Annotated in this window: 16 protein-coding genes; 11 read left to right on the top strand and 5 right to left on the bottom strand. The window is 38.5% G+C overall.

Going from position 1 to position 20658, the window contains the following annotated elements; genetic code table 11:
• Positions 1–120: 120 nt before the first annotated feature.
• Entirely contained in the window at positions 121–936 is an 816-nt protein-coding gene (locus AAC073_RS03030) for an endonuclease/exonuclease/phosphatase family protein (protein ID WP_339922358.1), read from the bottom strand.
• A 481-nt stretch (positions 937–1417) separates the two neighbouring features.
• Here AAC073_RS03030 and AAC073_RS03025 point away from each other — a divergent pair, with 481 nt between their 5' ends.
• The 5 genes from AAC073_RS03025 to AAC073_RS03005 all read left to right on the top strand — a co-directional run bounded on the left by AAC073_RS03025 (position 1418) and on the right by AAC073_RS03005 (position 8259).
• The gene (locus tag AAC073_RS03025; protein ID WP_339922357.1) at positions 1418–5422 is read left to right on the top strand and encodes a response regulator; all 4005 of its coding nucleotides are present in this window, start codon (positions 1418–1420) and stop codon (positions 5420–5422) included.
• Between the two features lie 138 nt (positions 5423–5560).
• Positions 5561–6487, top strand: a complete 927-nt coding sequence (locus AAC073_RS03020) for a ribose-phosphate pyrophosphokinase (RefSeq protein ID WP_339922356.1) — start codon at positions 5561–5563, stop codon at positions 6485–6487.
• A 29-nt stretch (positions 6488–6516) separates the two neighbouring features.
• Complete coding sequence (locus tag AAC073_RS03015; RefSeq protein ID WP_339922355.1) at positions 6517–7104, top strand: 50S ribosomal protein L25/general stress protein Ctc; 588 nt, start codon at positions 6517–6519, stop codon at positions 7102–7104.
• Between the two features lie 296 nt (positions 7105–7400).
• Positions 7401–7961, top strand: a complete 561-nt coding sequence (gene pth, locus AAC073_RS03010) for an aminoacyl-tRNA hydrolase (protein WP_339922354.1) — start codon at positions 7401–7403, stop codon at positions 7959–7961.
• A gap of 4 nt (positions 7962–7965) precedes the next feature.
• Positions 7966–8259 (top strand): thiamine-binding protein, encoded by a 294-nt coding sequence (locus AAC073_RS03005; protein ID WP_020890500.1) that lies wholly within the window; start codon positions 7966–7968, stop codon positions 8257–8259.
• Positions 8260–8323: 64 nt separating this feature from the next.
• On the opposite strand, the gene AAC073_RS03000 is transcribed toward AAC073_RS03005, so the two are convergent.
• Positions 8324–8746 carry a Dabb family protein gene (locus AAC073_RS03000; protein ID WP_339922353.1) on the bottom strand — a complete coding sequence of 141 codons (423 nt, stop codon included), beginning with the start codon at positions 8744–8746 and terminating at the stop codon, positions 8324–8326.
• Positions 8747–9202: 456 nt separating this feature from the next.
• On the opposite strand from AAC073_RS03000, the gene AAC073_RS02995 reads away from it, so the two are divergent.
• The gene (locus tag AAC073_RS02995; protein WP_339922352.1) at positions 9203–9610 is read left to right on the top strand and encodes a response regulator; all 408 of its coding nucleotides are present in this window, start codon (positions 9203–9205) and stop codon (positions 9608–9610) included.
• Between the two features lie 151 nt (positions 9611–9761).
• On the opposite strand, the gene AAC073_RS02990 is transcribed toward AAC073_RS02995, so the two are convergent.
• The gene (locus AAC073_RS02990; RefSeq protein WP_339922351.1) at positions 9762–12797 is read right to left on the bottom strand and encodes a glycoside hydrolase family 3 N-terminal domain-containing protein; all 3036 of its coding nucleotides are present in this window, start codon (positions 12795–12797) and stop codon (positions 9762–9764) included.
• 115 nt (positions 12798–12912) lie between these two features.
• Here AAC073_RS02990 and AAC073_RS02985 point away from each other — a divergent pair, with 115 nt between their 5' ends.
• Entirely contained in the window at positions 12913–14361 is a 1449-nt protein-coding gene (locus AAC073_RS02985) for a sodium:solute symporter (protein WP_339922350.1), read from the top strand.
• Positions 14303–14587: a hypothetical protein gene (locus AAC073_RS02980; protein WP_339922570.1), complete on the top strand. Its 285-nt coding sequence runs from the start codon at positions 14303–14305 to the stop codon at positions 14585–14587. The genes AAC073_RS02985 and AAC073_RS02980 overlap by 59 nt, the downstream gene beginning before the upstream one ends.
• A 145-nt stretch (positions 14588–14732) precedes the next feature.
• On the opposite strand, the gene AAC073_RS02975 is transcribed toward AAC073_RS02980, so the two are convergent.
• Entirely contained in the window at positions 14733–16130 is a 1398-nt protein-coding gene (locus tag AAC073_RS02975; RefSeq protein ID WP_339922349.1) for an arylsulfatase, read from the bottom strand.
• A 289-nt stretch (positions 16131–16419) separates the two neighbouring features.
• Here AAC073_RS02975 and AAC073_RS02970 point away from each other — a divergent pair, with 289 nt between their 5' ends.
• On the top strand, positions 16420–16836 hold the full coding sequence (locus AAC073_RS02970) for a hypothetical protein (RefSeq protein ID WP_339922348.1): 417 nt from the start codon (positions 16420–16422) through the stop codon (positions 16834–16836).
• 297 nt (positions 16837–17133) lie between these two features.
• A complete protein-coding gene (locus AAC073_RS02965) occupies positions 17134–18006 on the top strand; it encodes an alpha/beta hydrolase (protein WP_339922347.1) in 873 nt (290 codons plus the stop codon).
• Between the two features lie 151 nt (positions 18007–18157).
• Here AAC073_RS02965 and AAC073_RS02960 read toward each other — a convergent pair whose 3' ends face one another.
• Positions 18158–19684 (bottom strand): hypothetical protein, encoded by a 1527-nt coding sequence (locus tag AAC073_RS02960; RefSeq protein WP_339922346.1) that lies wholly within the window; start codon positions 19682–19684, stop codon positions 18158–18160.
• 127 nt (positions 19685–19811) lie between these two features.
• On the opposite strand from AAC073_RS02960, the gene AAC073_RS02955 reads away from it, so the two are divergent.
• Positions 19812–20546, top strand: a complete 735-nt coding sequence (locus tag AAC073_RS02955; RefSeq protein WP_339922345.1) for an NUDIX hydrolase — start codon at positions 19812–19814, stop codon at positions 20544–20546.
• Positions 20547–20658: the final 112 nt, after the last annotated feature.

Raw genomic sequence — 20658 nt, 5'->3', positions numbered from 1 at the left:
TGGTAAAATCAAGAAAACCTATTATTATCTCTAATAATAAGCTTAGTTAAAGTACGAATTTTCCTGAGAATCCTATAAATATTGCATATTTAATTGATCGTGCTTCCAAAATAAAAGGTCTCAGTAAGATAAAATTGCAAAAATAGGTAAGTGATCGGAGGCATAAGTTTCTGAGATCACTTCATGATGGATTACTTTGAAACCTTTTTTTGATTTGAAATAAATAAAATCTATCGCTTTTTTTGGATTGATTACTGGTATGGTTGGGGGGCAATTTCCAGTACAGGTTCTTGTAAAACCGCTGTCCATTGTCGCTATAGCTTCAGAACCGGCCACTGCATTGAAATCACCAGCTATAATTACAGGCAACTTTTCCTTTTTGTAATAGTCAATCAAATCTTTGGCCTGTCGAGCCGTATTTGAACTTACACTAAAGTCTAAGTGAGTAGATGCAAATTTCACTTTCTGCTTTCCAGGTATGGTAACTTGAATGGTCAAAACAGCTCTGGGTTCGGTTCCTTCTTCTGCCGATAAAGAATAAAAAGCCTTTTCTTCAATGGGGAATTTAGAGAGTATAGCATTGCCGTAACCACCACCCTGAAAAGGTATAGAGGGCTCAAAATAAAAATTCATCCCAGTTAGCCTCGCCAACTCCTTTGCCTGATTAAGGTTAACTCCTGAACGTTTGGTATTCACGTCCACCTCCTGCAAGGCAACCAGGTCTGGATTGGCATCCATTATTACCTTCGCAATTGCATTAATATCAATAAAGTCAGGTTTAGATGGAGGATTGGCATGATGAATATTATAAGCCATGATCTTTAAGCTTCTCCCTTTTTGTGCATGCCCCTGAATAGCAAAAAACAATGCAAAGAAAATAGCAACTATAAATTGTAGGGAATTGGGCGTAAATAATTTCTTAAGGAATATTTTCATGAAATTGTGCTAAATTTTATTAAGGATATGGTTTCTCAAAGATATCATTTATTAACATTTTAAGATTAAATTAAAAATCAATTTCTTTCTTACTCCATTTTTAAATTGTCCAGTAAAATCGTGTTTTCATATATATATCACCCCCTTGTATCCCAATATTTAATGCCTTTTGAACAGTTGTAAAAAAGGCATAGCTAACTTTTTAATCACGTTCTAAATAAAATATTTTTTTGATTTTGTTTGTGTTATCAACAACACATTATCAATGAAGGAAATTTTTCTCTCGGTATCAATGATTTCTTTTATTTTCAAAAATTGAGCTTTTGAATAATGAAAAATGTCATATGAATGATTAATTTTGATTATCGGATAATAGGATGGATTTTACCACGACAAAACCATGAAAATTTGAGGGTAAATTTTAGGAAATACTTGTAATTTTCTTTAAAATCACCCTTTAATTGATGGTAATTTATCCGTAATGAGCACTCCTATTTACAAAGATCCAGAAAAGAACCCTTATTGGTCAAAATCAATAAATGCTGTTCAGTTAATGAACGTCTTATCTGATATATCTTTTGACGATTTAGTAGCATTAGTTGCGGCGACTTGTCAAACACCAATAGTATTGGTAACCCTATTAGATCAGGATCGGGTTTGGTTCAAATCAAAAGTAGGTTTGACAATAAAAGAAGTGTCAAGAAAACAATCTGAAAATTTTCATTTCATATCAAGAACAGGGGTTTTAGAAATACCTGATCTCTCTAATGAATCCAGCTTATTAAATGGTCCGATTGAATTAGAGGGCAAGACTATTGCATTCTATGCAGGTTTTCCGATTCTTTCCAGTGATGGCACACCGATTGGTACTTTATGTGTTATGGATCACAAGCCTAATAAGCTTCAGGATATTCAAAAAAAAACGCTAGAGGTTTTTTCTACAGAAATAAAAAAGCAAATTGATTTAAGCTTAAAAAACCACAATCTTAGTTCCTTCAATCAAAAAATAGGAGATGTTCTTAAAAACGTAGGAGACGTTGTTTTTCTAATTGACAAAGATTTAATTTTTAGGGATTATTTTACTGCCAACGTAGACCGTTTAAAATTTCCACCTCATGTATTTTTAAATAAGAAAATAAGTGAGGTAGGCTTTCGCTCGGATCTGGTAGAATTGTTCGAGAAATTATTTAGACATGCTGTTAAAACCGAACAAAAACAGCAGAAAGAGTACAACCTTGAAATTGATGGCAATATAGAATGGTATCAGGTTAGTTTCGAGAAAATGCACTTATCCGACAATGACGTCCTTTGCATAGTAAATAACATTAGTCTTCATAAAAAAGATGAAATAAAAGCGGTAGATAGGATAAAAGAATACCAGGATTTTTTCGATAACACCCAAGGTTTAATGGTAAAACATGACCTTAATGGAAAAATATTACACATAAATCACTCAGGTGTAAGGATTTTAGAATACACTATTGAAGAGCTATTAGACATGAATATGTCTGACTTAGCGGCGAACAAAGAGCTACATAATAATTACGAAAAAAAGGTCCAGTCCGATAAAGGATTCAATGGGATTTCCAGACTTACCGCTAAGTCTGGAAAGGTGGTTACTTTTCAAATAAACAATGTATTATTTGAACCAAAATATGGGCAGCCATTCGTCCTATGCAATGGAATAGATATTTCTGAATCCCTAAAAGCCCATGAAGAACTTGAGGCCGCTTCAATATCTATAAATGAAGAGAGATCTCTTTTAAGAACTATTATTGACAATATTCCAATAAACATTTACACCAAGAACACCAAGTATGAAAAAACCCTGATCAATCAAAAGGAACTGGAATACATAGGGTTTTCAGATGAAAATGAAATTTTAGGAAAAAAAGACGAAGACTTATTTAATAGCGAAACGGCAAGAGCATCGAAAATCGAGGATGAGGCGGTTATTAAAGATGGTAAATCTATAATTAATAAAGAAGTAGTACTAGAACAACGGAACGGAGTTAAGAAGTTCTGCCTCATCTCCAAATTACCGTTAAAAACAGAAACTGGTGAAGTTATAGGCATGGTAGGCATCACCAATGACATCAGTGAAAGAAAAAGGGCAGAGCTTGCATTATTAGAAAACGGCAAACGACTCAATGCCATTATCACCAGTACCAATACGGGGACCTGGGAATGGAACATGGAAACAGATCAAATCTTAGTTAATCGAAGATTTTGGGAAATCATAGGTTACGATAAAGATGACGAAACCATTCTTTTCCAGAAAGACTGGAATGAATTATGTCCTCCAGATGACTTGGTTAAAAAAGAAAAAGCATTAGAGAATCACTTCAATAAAAAAACTGATGTTTACCAATGTGAACTCCGAGTAAAACACAAAGCTGGTCATTGGGTTTGGGTATTTGAAGTTGGAAGAGTCTTTTCTTGGGACCATAAAGGCAAACCCTCACTTATGTATGGGACCTATCAGGACATTAGTGCCAGAAAAGAATTTGACACCCAACTCAATGAAGCCAAGGAAAGCGCGGAAAATGCCAATAGGGCCAAGTCTGATTTTCTAGCCAATATGAGCCATGAAATCAGAACACCTCTTAACGGTGTAATAGGGTTTTCTGATTTGCTAATGAAAACGCCATTGTCTGAAACGCAGCTTCAATACATGAAGACAGTTTACCATTCAGCTCATTCCTTGTTAGATTTAATCAACGACATTCTTGACTTCTCTAAAATTGAAGCTGGAAAAATGGATTTGGCCCTTGATAAAGTAGATATTTTTGAATTGGGAACTCAGGTGGCTGATATCATCAATTACCAAGCGCATTCGAAGGGATTGGAACTAATATTAAACCTTTCTCCTCATTTGCCTCGATTTGTAATGGGAGATGATGTAAGGCTTAGGCAGATTTTGGTGAACCTATTAACAAATGCCATAAAATTCACTCCAAAAGGAGAAGTGGAATTAAAAGTTGAAGTTTTGGATAAAGAAATTCGAAATAATAGACCATTAAAATTCCGTTTTTCTGTTAAGGATACAGGAATAGGCATCTCTCAAGAAAATCAACTCAAAATTTTTGATGCTTTCTCTCAGGAGGATGCAAGTACTACAAGGAAATTTGGTGGCACAGGACTCGGACTTACTATTTCTAACAAGTTGCTGGGCTTGATGGGAACCAAGCTGGAATTAAAAAGCGAACAAAATAAAGGAAGCCTCTTTTATTTCGACATTGACCTTTTGTGTGAAGAGGGCGAGAAGGTAGACGCTACAGAAAACCATGGGCTAATAAAAGTTTTGGTAGTTGACGACAATCAAACAAACAGGTATCTGGTTAGGGAAATCTTAGAAATCAGAAACATTAAATGCCTAGAAGCCAGCAATGGATTAGAAGGGCTTAAGCTTTTAGAAAATGAATGGCCGGTAGATTTAATTCTAATGGATCTTCGTATGCCATTTTTAACTGGGACAGAAACAATCGAGAAAATTCGCTCATTAAAAAACCAATCCATCGCACAAGTCCCGATAGTCTTGCTCTCTAGCTCCAACGACAATGACCTGGAAAGGGACAAACTATCAAGCCTTAATGTTCACCATAGATTAATTAAGCCGATTAAAAATCATCAGATGGCTCAGTTATTCAGTAGGCTCAAAAACGCAGAATTTATTGAGGGTTCCAATATTGAGGAGAATTCTGAAAAGAATTTGGAATTTCTTACCAACCGAAATTTCAATATCCTTATCGCTGAGGATAATCCGGTTAACATGAAGCTCTCCAAAATAATTTTATCAAAAATAAGTCCAACAATAAACATTATTGAAGCAGAAAATGGGCTTATGGCTTATGAGTATGTCATTAGAAATAAACCAGACCTTATCCTTATGGACATTCAAATGCCTATAATGAATGGATACGAAACGGCTAAAGCAATTAGAACAATAGATCATGCCACGGAGGTCCCAATTATCGCTTTAACTGCCGGTACGGTTAAAGGAGAAAAAGAAAGATGTCTCGAGGCTGGAATGAACGATTACATTAGCAAACCTCTGGTTCAGGGAAAATTGACAGAAAGAATCATAAAACTCTTGATGCCAAACGAACAGGAATTGGATGAGCAGGTACCAAAAGCAAAAAAAACGAACATTATAACTAAACATTTTGATAAAATCCACCTATTAAACTTATTCGACGGTGACAAGGAGATTGGAATAGCGCTAATAAAAATCGCACTTTCAAATTTGTTGGAAAATAAGGCCAGCCTAGATGATGCCATAGCAAATAAGGATTTACCTTCATTATTAGAAATCAGTAAAAAACTCAACAGTTCTGCTGGAACAACTGGATTCTTTGTTTTATTGCAACTTACCGATCAAATAGGAAAGCAAAAAAACCAAGAAGAAGACCTATTTATCACCGGCAAAAAGATTCAGGTAGAAATGGATTACCTAATAGAAAACCTTGATTTAATAACACTTTAGTTAACTAATTATACGCTCTGGGTGGAATAGAAAAGAAAAAAAATACCTTTGTTTTATTGTTGGCTAGAAAAGGTAACCGTCAATTTTTTATTACATTTGCTTTTCCTTTGAACAAAAACCACCTAAAAATATAACATCATGCCCGAGACCAAAATTTTCTCAGGTTCTAATACGCCACTATTGGCGCAAAGTATTGCCAAAGCTTATGGTCAGGCACTCGGAGACTTAACCTTAGCTAAATTTAGTGATGGCGAAATGTCCCCCAGTTACAATGAATCTATTAGAGGTTGTAATGTCTTTCTGATTCAATCTACCAATCCTTCAGCGGATAATTTGTTAGAGCTATGTTTGATGATTGATGCTGCCAAAAGAGCAAGTGCCTACAAGGTTTGTGCTGTAATCCCTTATTTTGGCTATGCGCGTCAAGATCGTAAGGACAGGCCTCGGGTCAGTATTGCTGCCAAACTTATCGCCAACATGATCACCTCTGCTGGCGCTGATAGGATAATGACCTGTGACCTTCACGCTGGCCAAATTCAGGGATTCTTCGATATTCCTTTGGATCATTTAAATGGTTCTGCTATCTTTGTGCCCTATTTGAAAAGCTTGGATCTAGGAAATCTAATTTTTGCCTCACCAGATGTGGGGGGAGTAGGAAGAACGAGATCATATGCCAAGCATTTTGAGGTAGAAATGGTTGTCTGTGACAAGCACAGAAAACGAGCCAACGAGGTAGCTTCGATGCAGTTGATAGGAGACGTGGAAGGAAAGGATGTAGTCATGATTGATGACCTTGTAGATACTGCAGGCACAATGTGCAAAGCAGCCCAAATCATCATGGATAAAGGAGCATCGTCCGTTAGGGCCATTGCGACCCATGGAGTATTGTCTGGTAAGGCTTATGATAATATTGAGAAATCTGTTCTTTCAGAATTGGTCATCACCGATACCATTCCTACTATGCAGACATCCTCTAAAATAAAAGTACTAACTGTAGCAGATTTATTTGCCAAGGCAATACATGCTGTCACGGGAAATACTTCTATTAGTTCCCTTTTTATATAAGAATTTAATATTTTAACTTAACATAAATTATGAAATCAATTGAGATTATAGGGTTTAAAAGAGCAAATCTCGACAGAAGATCTCTTGACGCAATTCGTGACGAAGGAAGTGTTCCTTGTGTAGTTTACGGACCAGGCATTAAAGAACAAATTCATTTCACATCTCCTGCAATTTTGTTCAGGGATTTGATCTACACACCAGAAGTTCACATGGTGGATCTGAATATCGAAGGTACAATAATTAAAGCCATCTTAAGGGAAGCACAATTTCACCCTGTAAGTGAAGTATTGCTGCATGCTGATTTCTTAGCATTTAGTGATGAAAAAGCCATCAAAATGGAAATACCAGTAAGACCTTTCGGTTCTTCTCCAGGTATTATCAAAGGTGGTAAATTAGAAATCAAAGCAAGAACGCTTTTGGTAAAAGGTCTTGCAAACGACCTTCCAGACGAAATCCCATTTGATATTTCCAAGCTGGAATTGGGTAAATCAATAAAAGTTGGTGATTTGAGTGTTGAGAAATTTGAATTACTTAACAGTCCAAATGTAACTATCGCTACTGTTGGTATTCCAAGAGCATTAAGAGGTAAAAAAGGTGAAGAAGAAGAAGAAGTTTAATTGCTAACTTTATCTGAATTAAAATTTTAATCCTGTTCTGTTTTTCACGGAACAGGATTTTTTTATCTTCGTCTGTAAATAAGTTGATTCTACTACTAAATATTGCATTCCTGATTCCGAGTTATAAACTTTCCCAAGAGGTTTATAACCCAGATGATTAAAACCTGAATAAATATTAGTGAAACCGCATAGAATTATTTTGATCACCATGGTCGGACATTTGCTGTGGAAGAAGTGCATATGCCTCCTTCTAGTTACGAAATATATTTCGACTTAAAAAAAGTCAAACCACACACATGAAATACCTTGTTATAGGGTTAGGAAATATTGGCCCTGAATACGAATTGACCAGACATAATGTAGGCTTCCTCATCCTAGACAGGCTGGCAGATGAAAACAAACTTAGCTGGGAAAGTGACAGGTTAGCCTTTACTTCTTTGTTGAAACACAAAGGGCGCCAAATTCATTTGATAAAGCCGACAACTTATATGAACCTAAGTGGGAAAGCCGTCAATTATTGGATGAAAGTATTAAAAATCCCCAAAGAAAATGTATTAGTAGTCGTAGATGATATTGCGCTTCCATTTGGCAAATTACGACTGAAAGCCAAAGGATCTAGTGCTGGGCACAATGGATTGAAAAACATTGAAGAACTGACAGGGGGGCAAGACTATGCTAGGCTAAAATTTGGAATTGGTGACGACTATCCAAAAGGAAGACAAATAGATTATGTATTGGGAAGGTGGTCTAAAGAAGAAATTAATGACCTGCCAATTTTCATGGACAAGGCCATTGAGATGATCACCGCCTTTTGCACCATTGGCTTGGAAAAAACGATGAATTTTTACAATAAATAAGAAAATGACAAACATTAATCTAGGTATTCAGATCGTGCCAAAAAGCAAAACCCTGGACAGTTACCAATTGGTTGACAAGGCAATTGCGGTCATTGCTGCTTCAGGTGTGAAATACGAAGTCACACCATTCGAGACCGTTATGGAAGGACCCGAAGAAAAATTGATGGCCATTGCTAAAGAAGCGCAAGAGGCTGTATTGAATGCTGGTGCTGACGAAATTTTGGTTTATTACCGCATGCAGGTTCGCAAAGGAACTGATGTGAGCATGGAAGAGAAAACCCTACCACACAAACATTAGCCCTTGGCTTAAACCTTTTCATATTGATAAAAAAAGCCTTTCTTTGAGAAAGGCTTTTTTATGTTTATTTGGTCCAGTAATCCACTACTGTTACATCTTTAAGATGCGGCCCTAGTACGCCACCAAACTCCTTGTGAGCTGGATGAGGCAAATAAATATCTCTGTCAGCTTCACTCTCAAAAGTGAGAAAAAAGCAATGCGTTAATCCATTGTTTAGTCCTTCAGGACTATTGTTGGTTCCCCATTCAAAGTCTACTATTTGAGGTATCTTCTCCTGAAGACCAATAAATGCTTTTTCTACTTCCGCTATGTCTGAGGCGCTTGATTCTTCTTTAAAGGAAAATAAAACTACATGTCTTAACAAAGGCTTATCAGCGCTTACCGTTTCTTTCATTTCTTTGGGGTTATCGTTCGTTTCTTTATTCTCTCCCGACTGACAGCCAGCAGCCAAAATTAATATTAGTGCAATTGAAAATAATCGTCTCATGGCAGGTATAGGATTTAAGTGATGATTCTTTTGAAATGTAAAGTAAAAGAAAAATAATAAAAATGGATGCTTGACATCAAAATATGTTAGCATTAGGATTGAATTATAACCACATTTATTTTGGTTATTGCCTGCAAAAGCCTTCAAAGGCCAAGATTTGTTGTTAACCTCATTAAAAAAACCTGCACTTTTAAGGCATAAATTGAATTAAATAATATACATTTAACATGAATTATGTCGTAGAATTAATTAAAAGTGTTGTCACTTAATTGGAATTGGAGAAGGTGAACAGGTAGCCAGGTTAGCACTTCAGCAGTGTAATATTTAGCTATAAAGCCCTTGATTTTGAATTGATTGCAACATCTTCTAAAATTATTTTTAATATATGAATTTAACATAAGGCTTGTTGAATAAATAGTATAAATCTTTAACGGATATACCTAAAAAATCTTTTTTATGAGTGAAATAGGGCTTACCTATGTAGTTGACGATGATCCGCTATATAATTTTGGTACAAAAAAAATCTTGGAAATAACTTCCTTTACTAAGCAAGCTCTATTTTTCTTAAACGGTGAAGAAGCATGGGAAGACTTTCAGCAAAGAATTGAGAATAACGACCCAATGCCAGATGTTATTCTTACGGATATCAACATGCCTTTAATGAATGGCTGGCAACTTTTGGATAAAATTGGGAGCGTTTCCTATGACCACTCTATAAAAATCTTTGTGATTTCTTCTTCCATAAATCAAGACGAGATGGACAAAGCCAAAAAATACGATTATGTAAGTGATTACATTGTAAAACCCCTTACTTTGGACAAAGTAAAAACACTCAAAGTGAAAATACTCGAAGGCCAATATTGAGGGTCATCCTTTCTTAAGGCCGTTATTTCCTAACAGGTCTATTCTTCTGCCAAAGCAAAAGAATAGACCTGTTTGTAATTATAAGCAGCCTTCCCAATCTAATAAATCATTTAACTTTCCATGTGCTCAATTAAAAGGCAACCCAAGCCATTTAGCGTTGGTCTCTAAGTTTTGCTTTTTCCATCGCTTTGTACACTTCTTCCATAATATTAGTCCGAATATTCAATTTATAGATATTTCTGTTTTCCCTGCTTGGATTTACCCTGTTTGAGAGAAATACATAAACAATTTCATTTTCAGGATCTATCCAGGTATAGGTACCCGTAAATCCTGAATGCCCAAAACTTTTTTCAGAAGCACTAGGTGCTGCATTGCCATTTGGATCTCCCGGTTTATTGGCCCTGTCAAATCCCATCCCCCTATAATTTCCTTCTTCGCAGAATACACACTTGGAATATTCATGAACCACCCCAGAGGCGATCAATTGTTCCTCAGCATATAAGCCATCATAAAGGTAAAGGTGCATCAGCTTGGCTAGGTCATTGGACGTACCAAACAATCCTGCATGGCCACTTACTCCTCCTAACATGGCAGCACCCTCATCATGTACCGTGCCATGCAGCAGCTGCTTCCTGAATGCCGAATCATACTCTGTTGGAACAATTCGATCCATTTCAAAATTTAAATAAGGGTTGAAAGTAAGCGTTCCAGCCCCAATTGGCCTGTAAAGATTCTCTTTCAGGTAAGCATAAAAGCCTTCGCCAGTGATCTCCTCCACGACTTTAGGAGCAAGGATAAAGGACAAGTCGCTGTAAACATATCCCGGCTCGGCATTTAAAGGAGAGGAAAAGATTTCTTTATAAATCTTACGTTCATACTTCCGATGAATAAATAATTTATCAGCCACTTTTATAGGAAATCGTCTCGAAGAATCCATCTTCATAGTATACCACTTGAAACTTCCATTCTTCCTGACGGTTGACATCCAAAAGGGTATCCAAGAACGCAATCTTGCTTGATGGGTTAAAATATCTTTGTATACTAAATGCTCTTTGTTTGTACCTCTGGCGGCTTTAAGGTAATGTCCTAAAGTCTGGTTTTCATCAAACTTTCCTTTGCCTTTTAAATGCATAAAAGCAGCCAGAGAGGTGCTGATTTTAGTGATAGAAGCCAAGTCATACAGGTCGTCCACCCTAACTTCCTGCAAGGAATCATAGGTATGGTATCCAAAAGCTTTGTGATAAAAAACCTTTCCCTCTTTAGCCATGAGTACCTGCCCACCCGGAATAGCCTTGATTTTAATAGCCATCTGCATCATAGAATCTATGCCATCTAAGTCGCTAGAAGTCATACCTACGCCTTCAGGCAAGGTATAAGCCATTCTGATCCCCCCATCAAGTTTCAAACCATCCCCTCTGGAAAAAAACTTATTTATAGTCACGGGTAATTTACCGCTGGCACCGATACCTCCAAAGATCAATTGAGACGTAAGGTCCTGTGTCAGGGAAGTCTCCTGGTAGGCTGCAATAACTCCAGCAGCATTCTCCAATCCCTGTATTTTGCCTAGGCTATAAACATTTCCAAATACACTCACAATTACAGTATGACTTTCTATTAGCGACCTTAATAAGGTAACCATTTCAGGGCTTAGGCCAAAATTATTGTTACCCTCTCGAATACCCAGACCGTGGATCCCTACTAATACCAATTGATGATCTTTAAGATTATCTTTCAATGCATTAATGGCATCAATTCCTCCTTCTTTTGGGAATATAAAATGATCCATTGGACTGTACCTATCAAGGGAATGCTGAAATTCAGTTCGTTGGCTTGCCCCTATAGATAGACTTGCAATTTTTGTATTGGCAAGCCCCTTGATAGGAAGAACTTGTTCCTCATTTCTAAGTAGCGTCAGTGAAGCCTTCGTTAGTTTTTCAGCTAGGAAATTAGCCTCTGAATTGTTTAAATCTGCTATTAAATGATCCGTTTCAACGGGTACCCATTTATCTAGCCCCAACCAAGCCTTGGCTTTTAGCACTTTAAGCACTCTATTGTCGATTTCCTCTTGGCTAATTTCTCCCCGCTCAACAGCTGCTTTAATTTCTGTAATCGCAGCAGGTACATTCATCGTGTTTAATAGCATATCGTTCCCTGCCACCAATGCTTCAGCATCCACTTTACCGGGAGGATAGTATTTGGCTACTGCTTGCATATTCAAGGCATCTGTAAAAATAAGCCCCTCATAGCCCATTTCGTTTTTTAATAAACCTGTAACAATGGGTTTGGATAAACTGGAAGGGCTGTTTTTAGCACTGTCCAGAACAGGAATCTCCATATGGGCGACCATTATGCTGCCCAATCCCTGGTCCATCAATTTTTGAAAAGGATACAATTCCAAATCTTTTAGGCGCCTTTTAGAAAAGTTTAGCACCGGAAGCCCATAATGTGAATCCACCTCCGTATCTCCATGTCCTGGAAAATGTTTAGCAGAAGCTAGAAGGCCGTGGTCTTGCATGCCTTTCATATAGGCCAGGGATTTGCTGGTCACATTTTCTTTTTCCTCACCAAAGGAGCGAAAACCTATCACTGGATTGTTCGCATTATTATTGACATCCACTACTGGCGCAAAGTTCACAGTAATCCCTGCTCTTTTAGCTTGTCGAGCAACTTCTGCTCCCATATCATAAATTAGGCTTTCATCATTCAATCCTCCTAGGGCCCTTTGATAGGGATACCTTACTGTGCTATCAAGGCGCATCTTCAAACCCCACTCTCCATCCAGGCTCACCATCAAAGGCACCTTTGACAATTGCTGGAATTGGTTGATCATATGGGCTTGACGTACAGGTCCTCCTTGAAAAAAGATAATTCCTCCCACCCCGTATTTCTCCACCAAGCCAGCTATGGAATCCACATGGACCTTGTCTTTGTTTGAATAGGCCGGGATCATTATCAACTGCGCTATGCGTTGCTCTTTAGTTAAGGTAGCCAATACTGAATCTGCCCAATGGGCATATTCTTCAGCCAAAAAAGGTGGCCGCTGATGCTGGGCATACAGCGAAACAATGTTCAGGGAAAGCAAAATTATAATGAGCAAACCTTTTTTTGCTACTGCAAGAAAAAATCGCTTTTTAGTAGGGTTTTCTCCACCAAAAAAATTTCCGGTACTTTCTATATTATTGTACATACTTTAAATGCTATCAATTTCGGTTGAAAGATACCAATTTTGTCGCTTCTCATTAAAATGATTTAAAGAAAATGCCTATCATTGGGTATAAAAATTCTATTTTAAAAAGAGAACTATGAGTCCATTGCTCGTTTTTGGTGTAATAGCAGGTTATTTTGCACTTTTACTATTAATAAGTTACCTAACTTCCTTAAAGTCTGACAGCCTCACATTTTATACCGGAAACAGGGAATCTCCCTGGTTTTTAGTGGCATTTGGAATGGTGGGTGCCTCATTGTCAGGGGTTACATTCATTTCAGTTCCTGGAGAAGTTGGTAATACACAGTGGGCCTATTTACAATTTGTAATGGGAAATATGGTAGGATATGCTGTAATTGGATTGGTGCTTATTCCACTTTTTTACAAACTCAACCTGATTTCTATTTATGAATACTTGAAAACCAGGTTTGGGCAAAAAGCTTACCTTTCCGGTGCCACCATTTTTCTTATTTCCCAAACCATCGGCGCTTCCTTCAGGCTTTTCCTGGCAGCCACTGTTCTACAGCTGGCCTTTTTCGATGCTTTTGGAATACCCTTCTATGCCTCGGTATTGACTACAATGGTGCTGATTTGGTTGTACACTTACAAGAGTGGGATCAAAACCATAGTTTGGACGGATACCCTTCAAACAGTGTTTTTACTTTTGGCGGTCGTTATTACCATCATCGTCATTGGCCAGCACCTTGGTATCGATAGTGGTGCCCTGCTTACCATCGTAAAAGACAGCGAACTTTCTTCCATATTTGTATGGGAAGGAAATACCAGTCAGAATTTCTTTAAAATGTTTGCAGGGGGTATTTTTATTACCATTGCCATGAATGGATTGGACCAAAATGTAATGCAAAAAAACCTGACCTGTCGCAACCAACGGGAGGCACAAAAAAATATCTTTTGGTTCTCCATTACCTTTTTCCTTTCCAACCTGTTATTTCTAGGTTTAGGTGTGCTACTTTACCACTATGCGGATGCAAATGGCATTGATTTACCCAAGGCCACCGATGAGTTATTCCCCTTTTTAGCACTGAACCATTTTGGTACATTGGCAGGAGTAGTCTTCTTACTGGGAATCACTGCAGCAGCCTTCTCAAGTGCCGATTCAGCACTGACTGCATTGACGACCTCATTCTGTATAGACATTATTAATTTACCTGGCCGTCAAAACATCGATCAGGACAAAAGCAGGCGATGGATACACATTGGATTTACCTTCTTGGTTTTTTTAACCATTGTGGCATTTAATGAGGTGAACGATAGAAGTGTAGTAAGTGCGGTATTTAAAGCTGCAGGATTTACCTATGGACCATTGCTAGGACTGTTTGCTTTTGGGCTGACCAATAAAAGAGCCGTTCGAGATAAATTTGTGCCCTATATTTGTCTACTAAGTCCTTTACTTTCTTTCATACTCGACTGGAATGCTGCCGATTGGTTCAATGGTTTTCAGTTTGGCTTTGAAATCTTACTGGTAAATGCGGCTATCACCTACATTGGTTTACTCCTTTCAAGCAAAGGAGCTGTATCAGCGTAAAAGTGAAAAGGGCAACATAAACAACGCAAATATCATAGATAGCGTGAGTGTAACCCCAAATCCAAGCAATCTAAAAGGCAATAAAATCAACCAAATAAGTGGGTACAACAATAAAACGATTAGGGCAAGAGGCCAGCAAAGCACCAATAAGATGGCCCAAAGTATCATTCCGGTAAATATTCTCATGGATAAAATTGATTTTTTGAGAAGTATAATGGCCAATTAAGTGCCAAAGGGGGTAATTGGCCTTGAATAACAATTCAAGGCCATAAAGACAATTGTAATGCTTTTTTTGCTACGGTTCCGAACAGATTTATGTCCGATTATGTACGAAAATGACTTTCCATTTCGATTAAAATAATAGCATTCTTTTACCAGTCTTTTTTCCAGATTGACCCTCCATTGTATACCCGTCCCACAGGGTAACTTGTAGAGGGAATTACCATCTTTTCCATTAGCTTGTTGATTTTATTCACCAGTTCCGGATGAGCATTTGCCAGGTTATGCTTTTCGGAAATATCCTTTGCAAGATCATAAATTTCTATAGGTTGGCCTTGCCCTCTTCTGATTCCTTTCCAATTTCCAATCCTAACGGCTTGGTCATACCTAAGTCGGGTATGACCAAAATCCCAATAGAACACACGGTTATTTTCTGGAAGGGCATTCCCTTTTAAAGCCTCTACTACAGTAATACCATCCATATTTTCAGGTACAGCTGCACTGGCCAAATTCGCAAAGGTGGGTAACATGTCCTGAAAGCCAATGACTTCATTTGATTGGCTCCCATCAGGAATGACTCCGGGCCAAGAGGCAATAAAAGGCACCCTTATTCCACCTTCATACAGGTCCCTTTTGTACCCTTTTAGCTTTCCATTCGTTTTAAATCCTTTCCAAACATTGCTATGTCCTCCATTGTCTGAGGTGAAAATAATTAAGGTGTTATCTTTAATCCCCAACTCATTTATAAGTTTAACGATTTTACCCACATCCTTATCCAGCCGATAAATCATTGCTGCATATTTTTTGGCTGCCTCAGGCCAATCTTTGTCCTCATAAGGATAGGTAGAGGGAACCGTCAATCCGTGTTCATCTTCTTCCGGGGCTGAAAAATGGGGAAGTGTATAAGCTGCATAGAAAAAGAAAGGTTTCTTACTATTTTCACGGATAAAGTTTAAAGTAGCGTTAGTAAGAATATCATGACTGTAATGGTTTCTTAGGATGGGATTATCTGTTAATAGGATTTTCCAATCATCATGATCCAGGTAGCTGGGATAATAAAAATGAGCATGGTCCTGATTTAAATAACCTGTCCAGGTATCGAATCCCATGTTGGTGGCTCGGCCGTCCGTTTGGGCATCTCCTAAAGACCACTTCCCTACTCCCCCTGTCTTATACCCCGCATTCTTTAATACCTGGGCTAAGGTCACATCCCCTTCCTTTAGATAAGTTGGATAATGCGGTACATTGTCCCTCGCTACTGTATGTCCATTGTGCAAGCCAGTCATTAACACAGATCTGGAGGAGGTACAAACCGGCCCACCGGCATAAGCTTGACGAAATATCATACCAGCATTGGCCAAGGCATCTATATTTGGAGTTTGAATTAATTCCTGTCCATAGGCACCCAAATCTCCGTATCCCAAGTCATCGGCCATGATGAAAATAATGCTTGGCTTATCTTCATTACTGATTTGCTGTGCAGTGGTGGGTTGGAATGCTACCGCTAAAACCAATAGCGCCAGACCCATAATTTTCTTTCGTAAATGCATCAATATATTTTAATAATGGATTGTTTTATTTCCCCTCTAATACCCCAACGGGTATCAGGGCTAGATCAACAACAATATACCAATTCTGGTTGGATGATTGGGAACACAATTGTTCCGTTTCTCAGGCCATTATATCGACCAGATAAAATCCACCCTATTTTAATACCCATAAATCCGGAAAGTTCCTCCTTCCAAAGCATTAAATCTCAAAAAAAAAGAATATTTATAACACTACCTCAACAAAACCCTTATCCCCTACGTCTTGAATTAAACGAAAAATAAAATAGCCATGAAAAATCCATTTACCCTCCTACTTATAGCCCTAATTTTTATCGTTTCCTGTGTAGAAGACCCCCAACTTTCTGCCTCTGAAACAGGTCCATTGCCTATAGGCTCATGGAGTAACGTCTCCTACAATGAAAATGGAATGACTTTGGAAAAAGTGAACAAATTGGCGGAAAATACTTATGGCTATCGTTTTCTTAATAATGGCACTTTCATTCACCGTGCCAATAGTGGCTGGTGCGGCACCCCTCCTATTGTCACAAGTGACTTTCAAGGCAGTTGGACTAAAAATGCGGATGTTATCAGCATTCAAGGGACTTTCTGGGGTGGTGAAACGCTAGAAGAATGGGAAATAATTGCTTCAGACAATAATATGCTAACCATCAAAGTGCTGAAAAGCGAATATGAGATGGAGCAATAAATTTTGGGTAAGTAGAAATTAACTTTTTTAACTACTCCCTATTTTACTTTTCGGAGAATGGGCGGATTCAGATCCCTACCAAAAAGGCCGAAGCCGTCAAATCATCAATCCTGATATTTGAGCGCTTTTGGCCTCAATTTATAGAAGATATAAATGACCATTACTATAGTGTTCTATTGTTAGAAAACATTATTTAAAGTATATTAAGCCAATATTTTTCTTCGATAGCTTTCTTGAATAGAACCATTCTAAGAGCTACTTAGGCTAAACCAAATAGGCAATAAACAAAAATCTCAGATGACGCTACCACTCCGTCCAATTAAAGTATTGTTTTCACTTTCTGTCCTTATTTTCTCTCTTGTTACCTTTGCAAATGCGCAAGATGGCACGGTCATACATGTCTGGCCAGACAAAGTACCGGGAGAAACAGCCCCAAAACATCCCGCAGTCGTCACCGATAACAACAGTGGAAATGTTACCCGGCTGACGGATGTTACAGATCCAACTTTAAAGGTATTCTTGCCGGACGCAAGTGTAAACAACGGGGCAGCAGTCATTGTATGTCCCGGAGGAGGCTACCGCATTTTGGCCATCGATAAAGAAGGACATGAAGTGGCCGAATGGTTAACCACCTTAGGCTACACTGCCTTTGTTTTGGAATACCGGGTACCGGAAAAACAGGATGGCGCCTTGAATGACATACAGCGAGCCATCAGAATCGTAAGAAGTGGCGCAAGTGACTGGAAAGTGGACCCTGATAAAATCGGTGTCATCGGATTTTCTGCTGGAGGAAGCTTGGCCGCCCGTGCCGGTACAATGTATAGCGAAGACTCCTATAGCCCAGAGGATGCCATAGATAAAGTTTCTTCCAAGCCTAATTTTGCCATGTTGATCTACCCTGCCTACCTGGACAAAGGAGAAAACAGAAGCTTAACCCCCGAGTTGAAAATAGACGACAACACCCCTCCTATGTTTCTTTTTGCTACAGCTGACGACACGCATGCCAACAGTGCGCTAGTAATGGCCACCGCTTTGCGGGACAAAAAAGTACCTGTCTCCTTACACCTGCTACCCAAAGGAGGGCATGGGTATGGGCTTAGACCTGGCAATCCGGCTGGCGAAACCTGGCCAAGCTTGGCTGAAAAGTGGCTTAAAGAGATAATTAAATAGTCAAGGAATGAAATAGCGCTTTCATCAGCCATTAGTTTGTTATTGACCAATTAAGGTATAAAATACATACAGCCTAAACTTCAATTATTAAAAGGAGTCTGCTTTTGTTAAAACTCAGATGAACGAAGTCGATGATTCAGATAGGCCTTTATTACCCATTTGGATCTTTAATTGTCAGGAACATTATACTTTTTGGAGGTACTTGAATCGGTCCGGGAGTTAAAACCTCCCCTTTGATATCAGGCAAGGAATTATCTGAATTAAGCTGGAGAACTTTCCCGTTTAATTTAACTTCTTTGGCCAGCAAATCATCGGCGGTAAGCAGGTATTGCTCGGAAGGAGCAGGTATTTCAAAAGGGGATGGTATATCACTGGGGTTGACAATTAATAGGGCATACCCTTTGGTCTCACTTTTGAGGTTATGGACAAAAACATCGAGTCCTTCTACAGGGGACTTGGCTTGGTACACTTTAGTACCCATAAATTGGTTCCAAAGTAAGGCTGTCCAATAATTAGGCCGTGGCCTGTGGGTATCCTGTTCCAACAGGGCATATTCACTGGCAGAAAGGGTGTTGTGCATGACCACTTCTACCCCATTTTTAGCCAACCTCCCCAGTTGCTCTGCATACCGGAACGAATCAGTATAGGTGGCAGCCCAGGGATTGCCACCACAGGCAGCTTCTGCAGTTTCAGTCAGCCATAAAGGGGCATCAGGCATATAGTTATTTCTGGCCTCCTTATAATATTTTAAGCCTACTTCTGTTTTTGCAAGCCAATCTTCATTAAAGGCATTTTCTGGCTTTAGCTGCCCATGACAACGTTGAGATACTCCACCATAAAAGTGATAGGTAAATATATCGAATTCGGGTCGGGGTTCGGCTGTCAGGATTTTATCCGTAGTCATGGTCGTATCGATCCCCGGCATCAGTCCTCCTTCTCCAGTAGATCCCGGCCCCATAATTTTCATGTTTGGTGCTGCTGTTTGCAAAAAGGATTTGAAAGCGACAAAATCTTTAGCGTATTGGGCAGCATCATACCCTTCAGGAACTCCACCATGACTGGCGTGGGATGGTTCGTTGAACATTTCGGCGGCATAAATTTCTCCTCCTATCGAGTGGGTATATTCAAGTAACGGCTTGACTTGGGCTGGTGTCCAATTACCTTCCTCATCTCTCATTCCGGCACTAATAGCAAAAGAAGTAATCAATTTGGAACCTGTAGCTTTGCAAAAATCAATCACCCCTTTCCATTCTTTACGGGTGAGCACATTTTCATATCCTACAGGGGGCTGGGTTAATTTCGGTTGATCATTGTTCTGAAAATAGGTAGTATTGGCCCAGGTACCACTTACCCGCACATACATTGGCCCCAAACCTTTTGTCAAAGTACGCAATTTTTCATCATACAAGTCTATAGAAGGGATGGATCGCTTCAAGGCAGAAAATCCTTCTGCACGTACTTTGGCAGTATCGATCAGGTGGTAAGGCACCCAAAAATCCCCTCCTACAACCTCACACATTTCCACATTGACAGATTGGTAACGTACCTGCACTTCAGCGATTTGTTCCAATTCCAATAGACTTGTCAAGTCTATTTCATCCCTTCCCTCCTTGGCAGAATTGCAGGATAACCCTGGAACCATAAGTATCAATAAGATAAATAATATAGTGTTTTTCATATCAAAAGCTGAAGGTGAATTGAAGGCAAAAATAATTTATTTTTATTGTATAAAAAAATATACAATATATTTATTTAGTTTTAATCTTTTACTTTTGTTATTTAGTAAAAATTATAATTAACCGCTAATGGACCTATTGAACAGTAAAAACTATATCCCCCAGGTAGCCGTTGATTTTGTGGTATTTGGTTACGAAAATCACCAATTGAAGGTGTTGGTCTCCAAATTAAATTTCCAGGGTGATTTTTATACCTTACAAAGTGGTTTTATTAAGCAGGAAGAAGATCTTGACGATGCAGCCAAGCGAATCTTGGAAGAACGTACAGGAATTAAAGGTATTTATCTGGAACAATTCAAGGTTTTTGGAAAGGCCAATCACAAACGAAAGGAATTCATTGATGAATTAATCAGTAGCAATTTTTCCTATAGTGAGGCATCTCATAAATCCAACCTTAAAGCCTATAAATGGTTCATCAAGAGGTTTCTGTCCATTGGCTACTATTCTCTGGTCGATATGAAAAAAGTGATTCCAAAACTGACTTCATTCGATGCGGAAATCAATTGGTATTCCGTACATGAGGTTCCAAAACTTATCATGCATTATGATGAAGTCCTTGCTGAGGCTTTGGATGCGATCAAGGCTGACATAGACCAAAAACACAATGCCTTCAACTTACTTCCAGAAAAGTTTACGATGAAGGAAATCCAGCAAGTTTATGAAACGATTTTTGACCACAAATACATTCGAAGTAATTTTCAGAAAAAAATCCTTGAAATGAATGCTTTGGAACGTCTGGAAAAGAAATATACAGGTGCTAAAAACAAGGCTCCCTACCTTTACAAATTGAAAGAAACGCAATAAAAACCTTGGCAAAACGCTGTTTCTTAAAGAAAATATTTGATTAGTTCGAGGTAAGTGATTCCTCTAGATGCTTTTAGTTAATGACAAGCTTTTAGCTGATAACCTATTTCAT

Origin of the sequence: uncultured Cyclobacterium sp. (genome assembly GCF_963977555.1) — a bacterium.
In the GTDB taxonomy this organism is placed as follows: Bacteria; Bacteroidota; Bacteroidia; order Cytophagales; family Cyclobacteriaceae; genus Cyclobacterium.
This window is presented reverse-complemented; position numbering and strand designations above follow the sequence as displayed.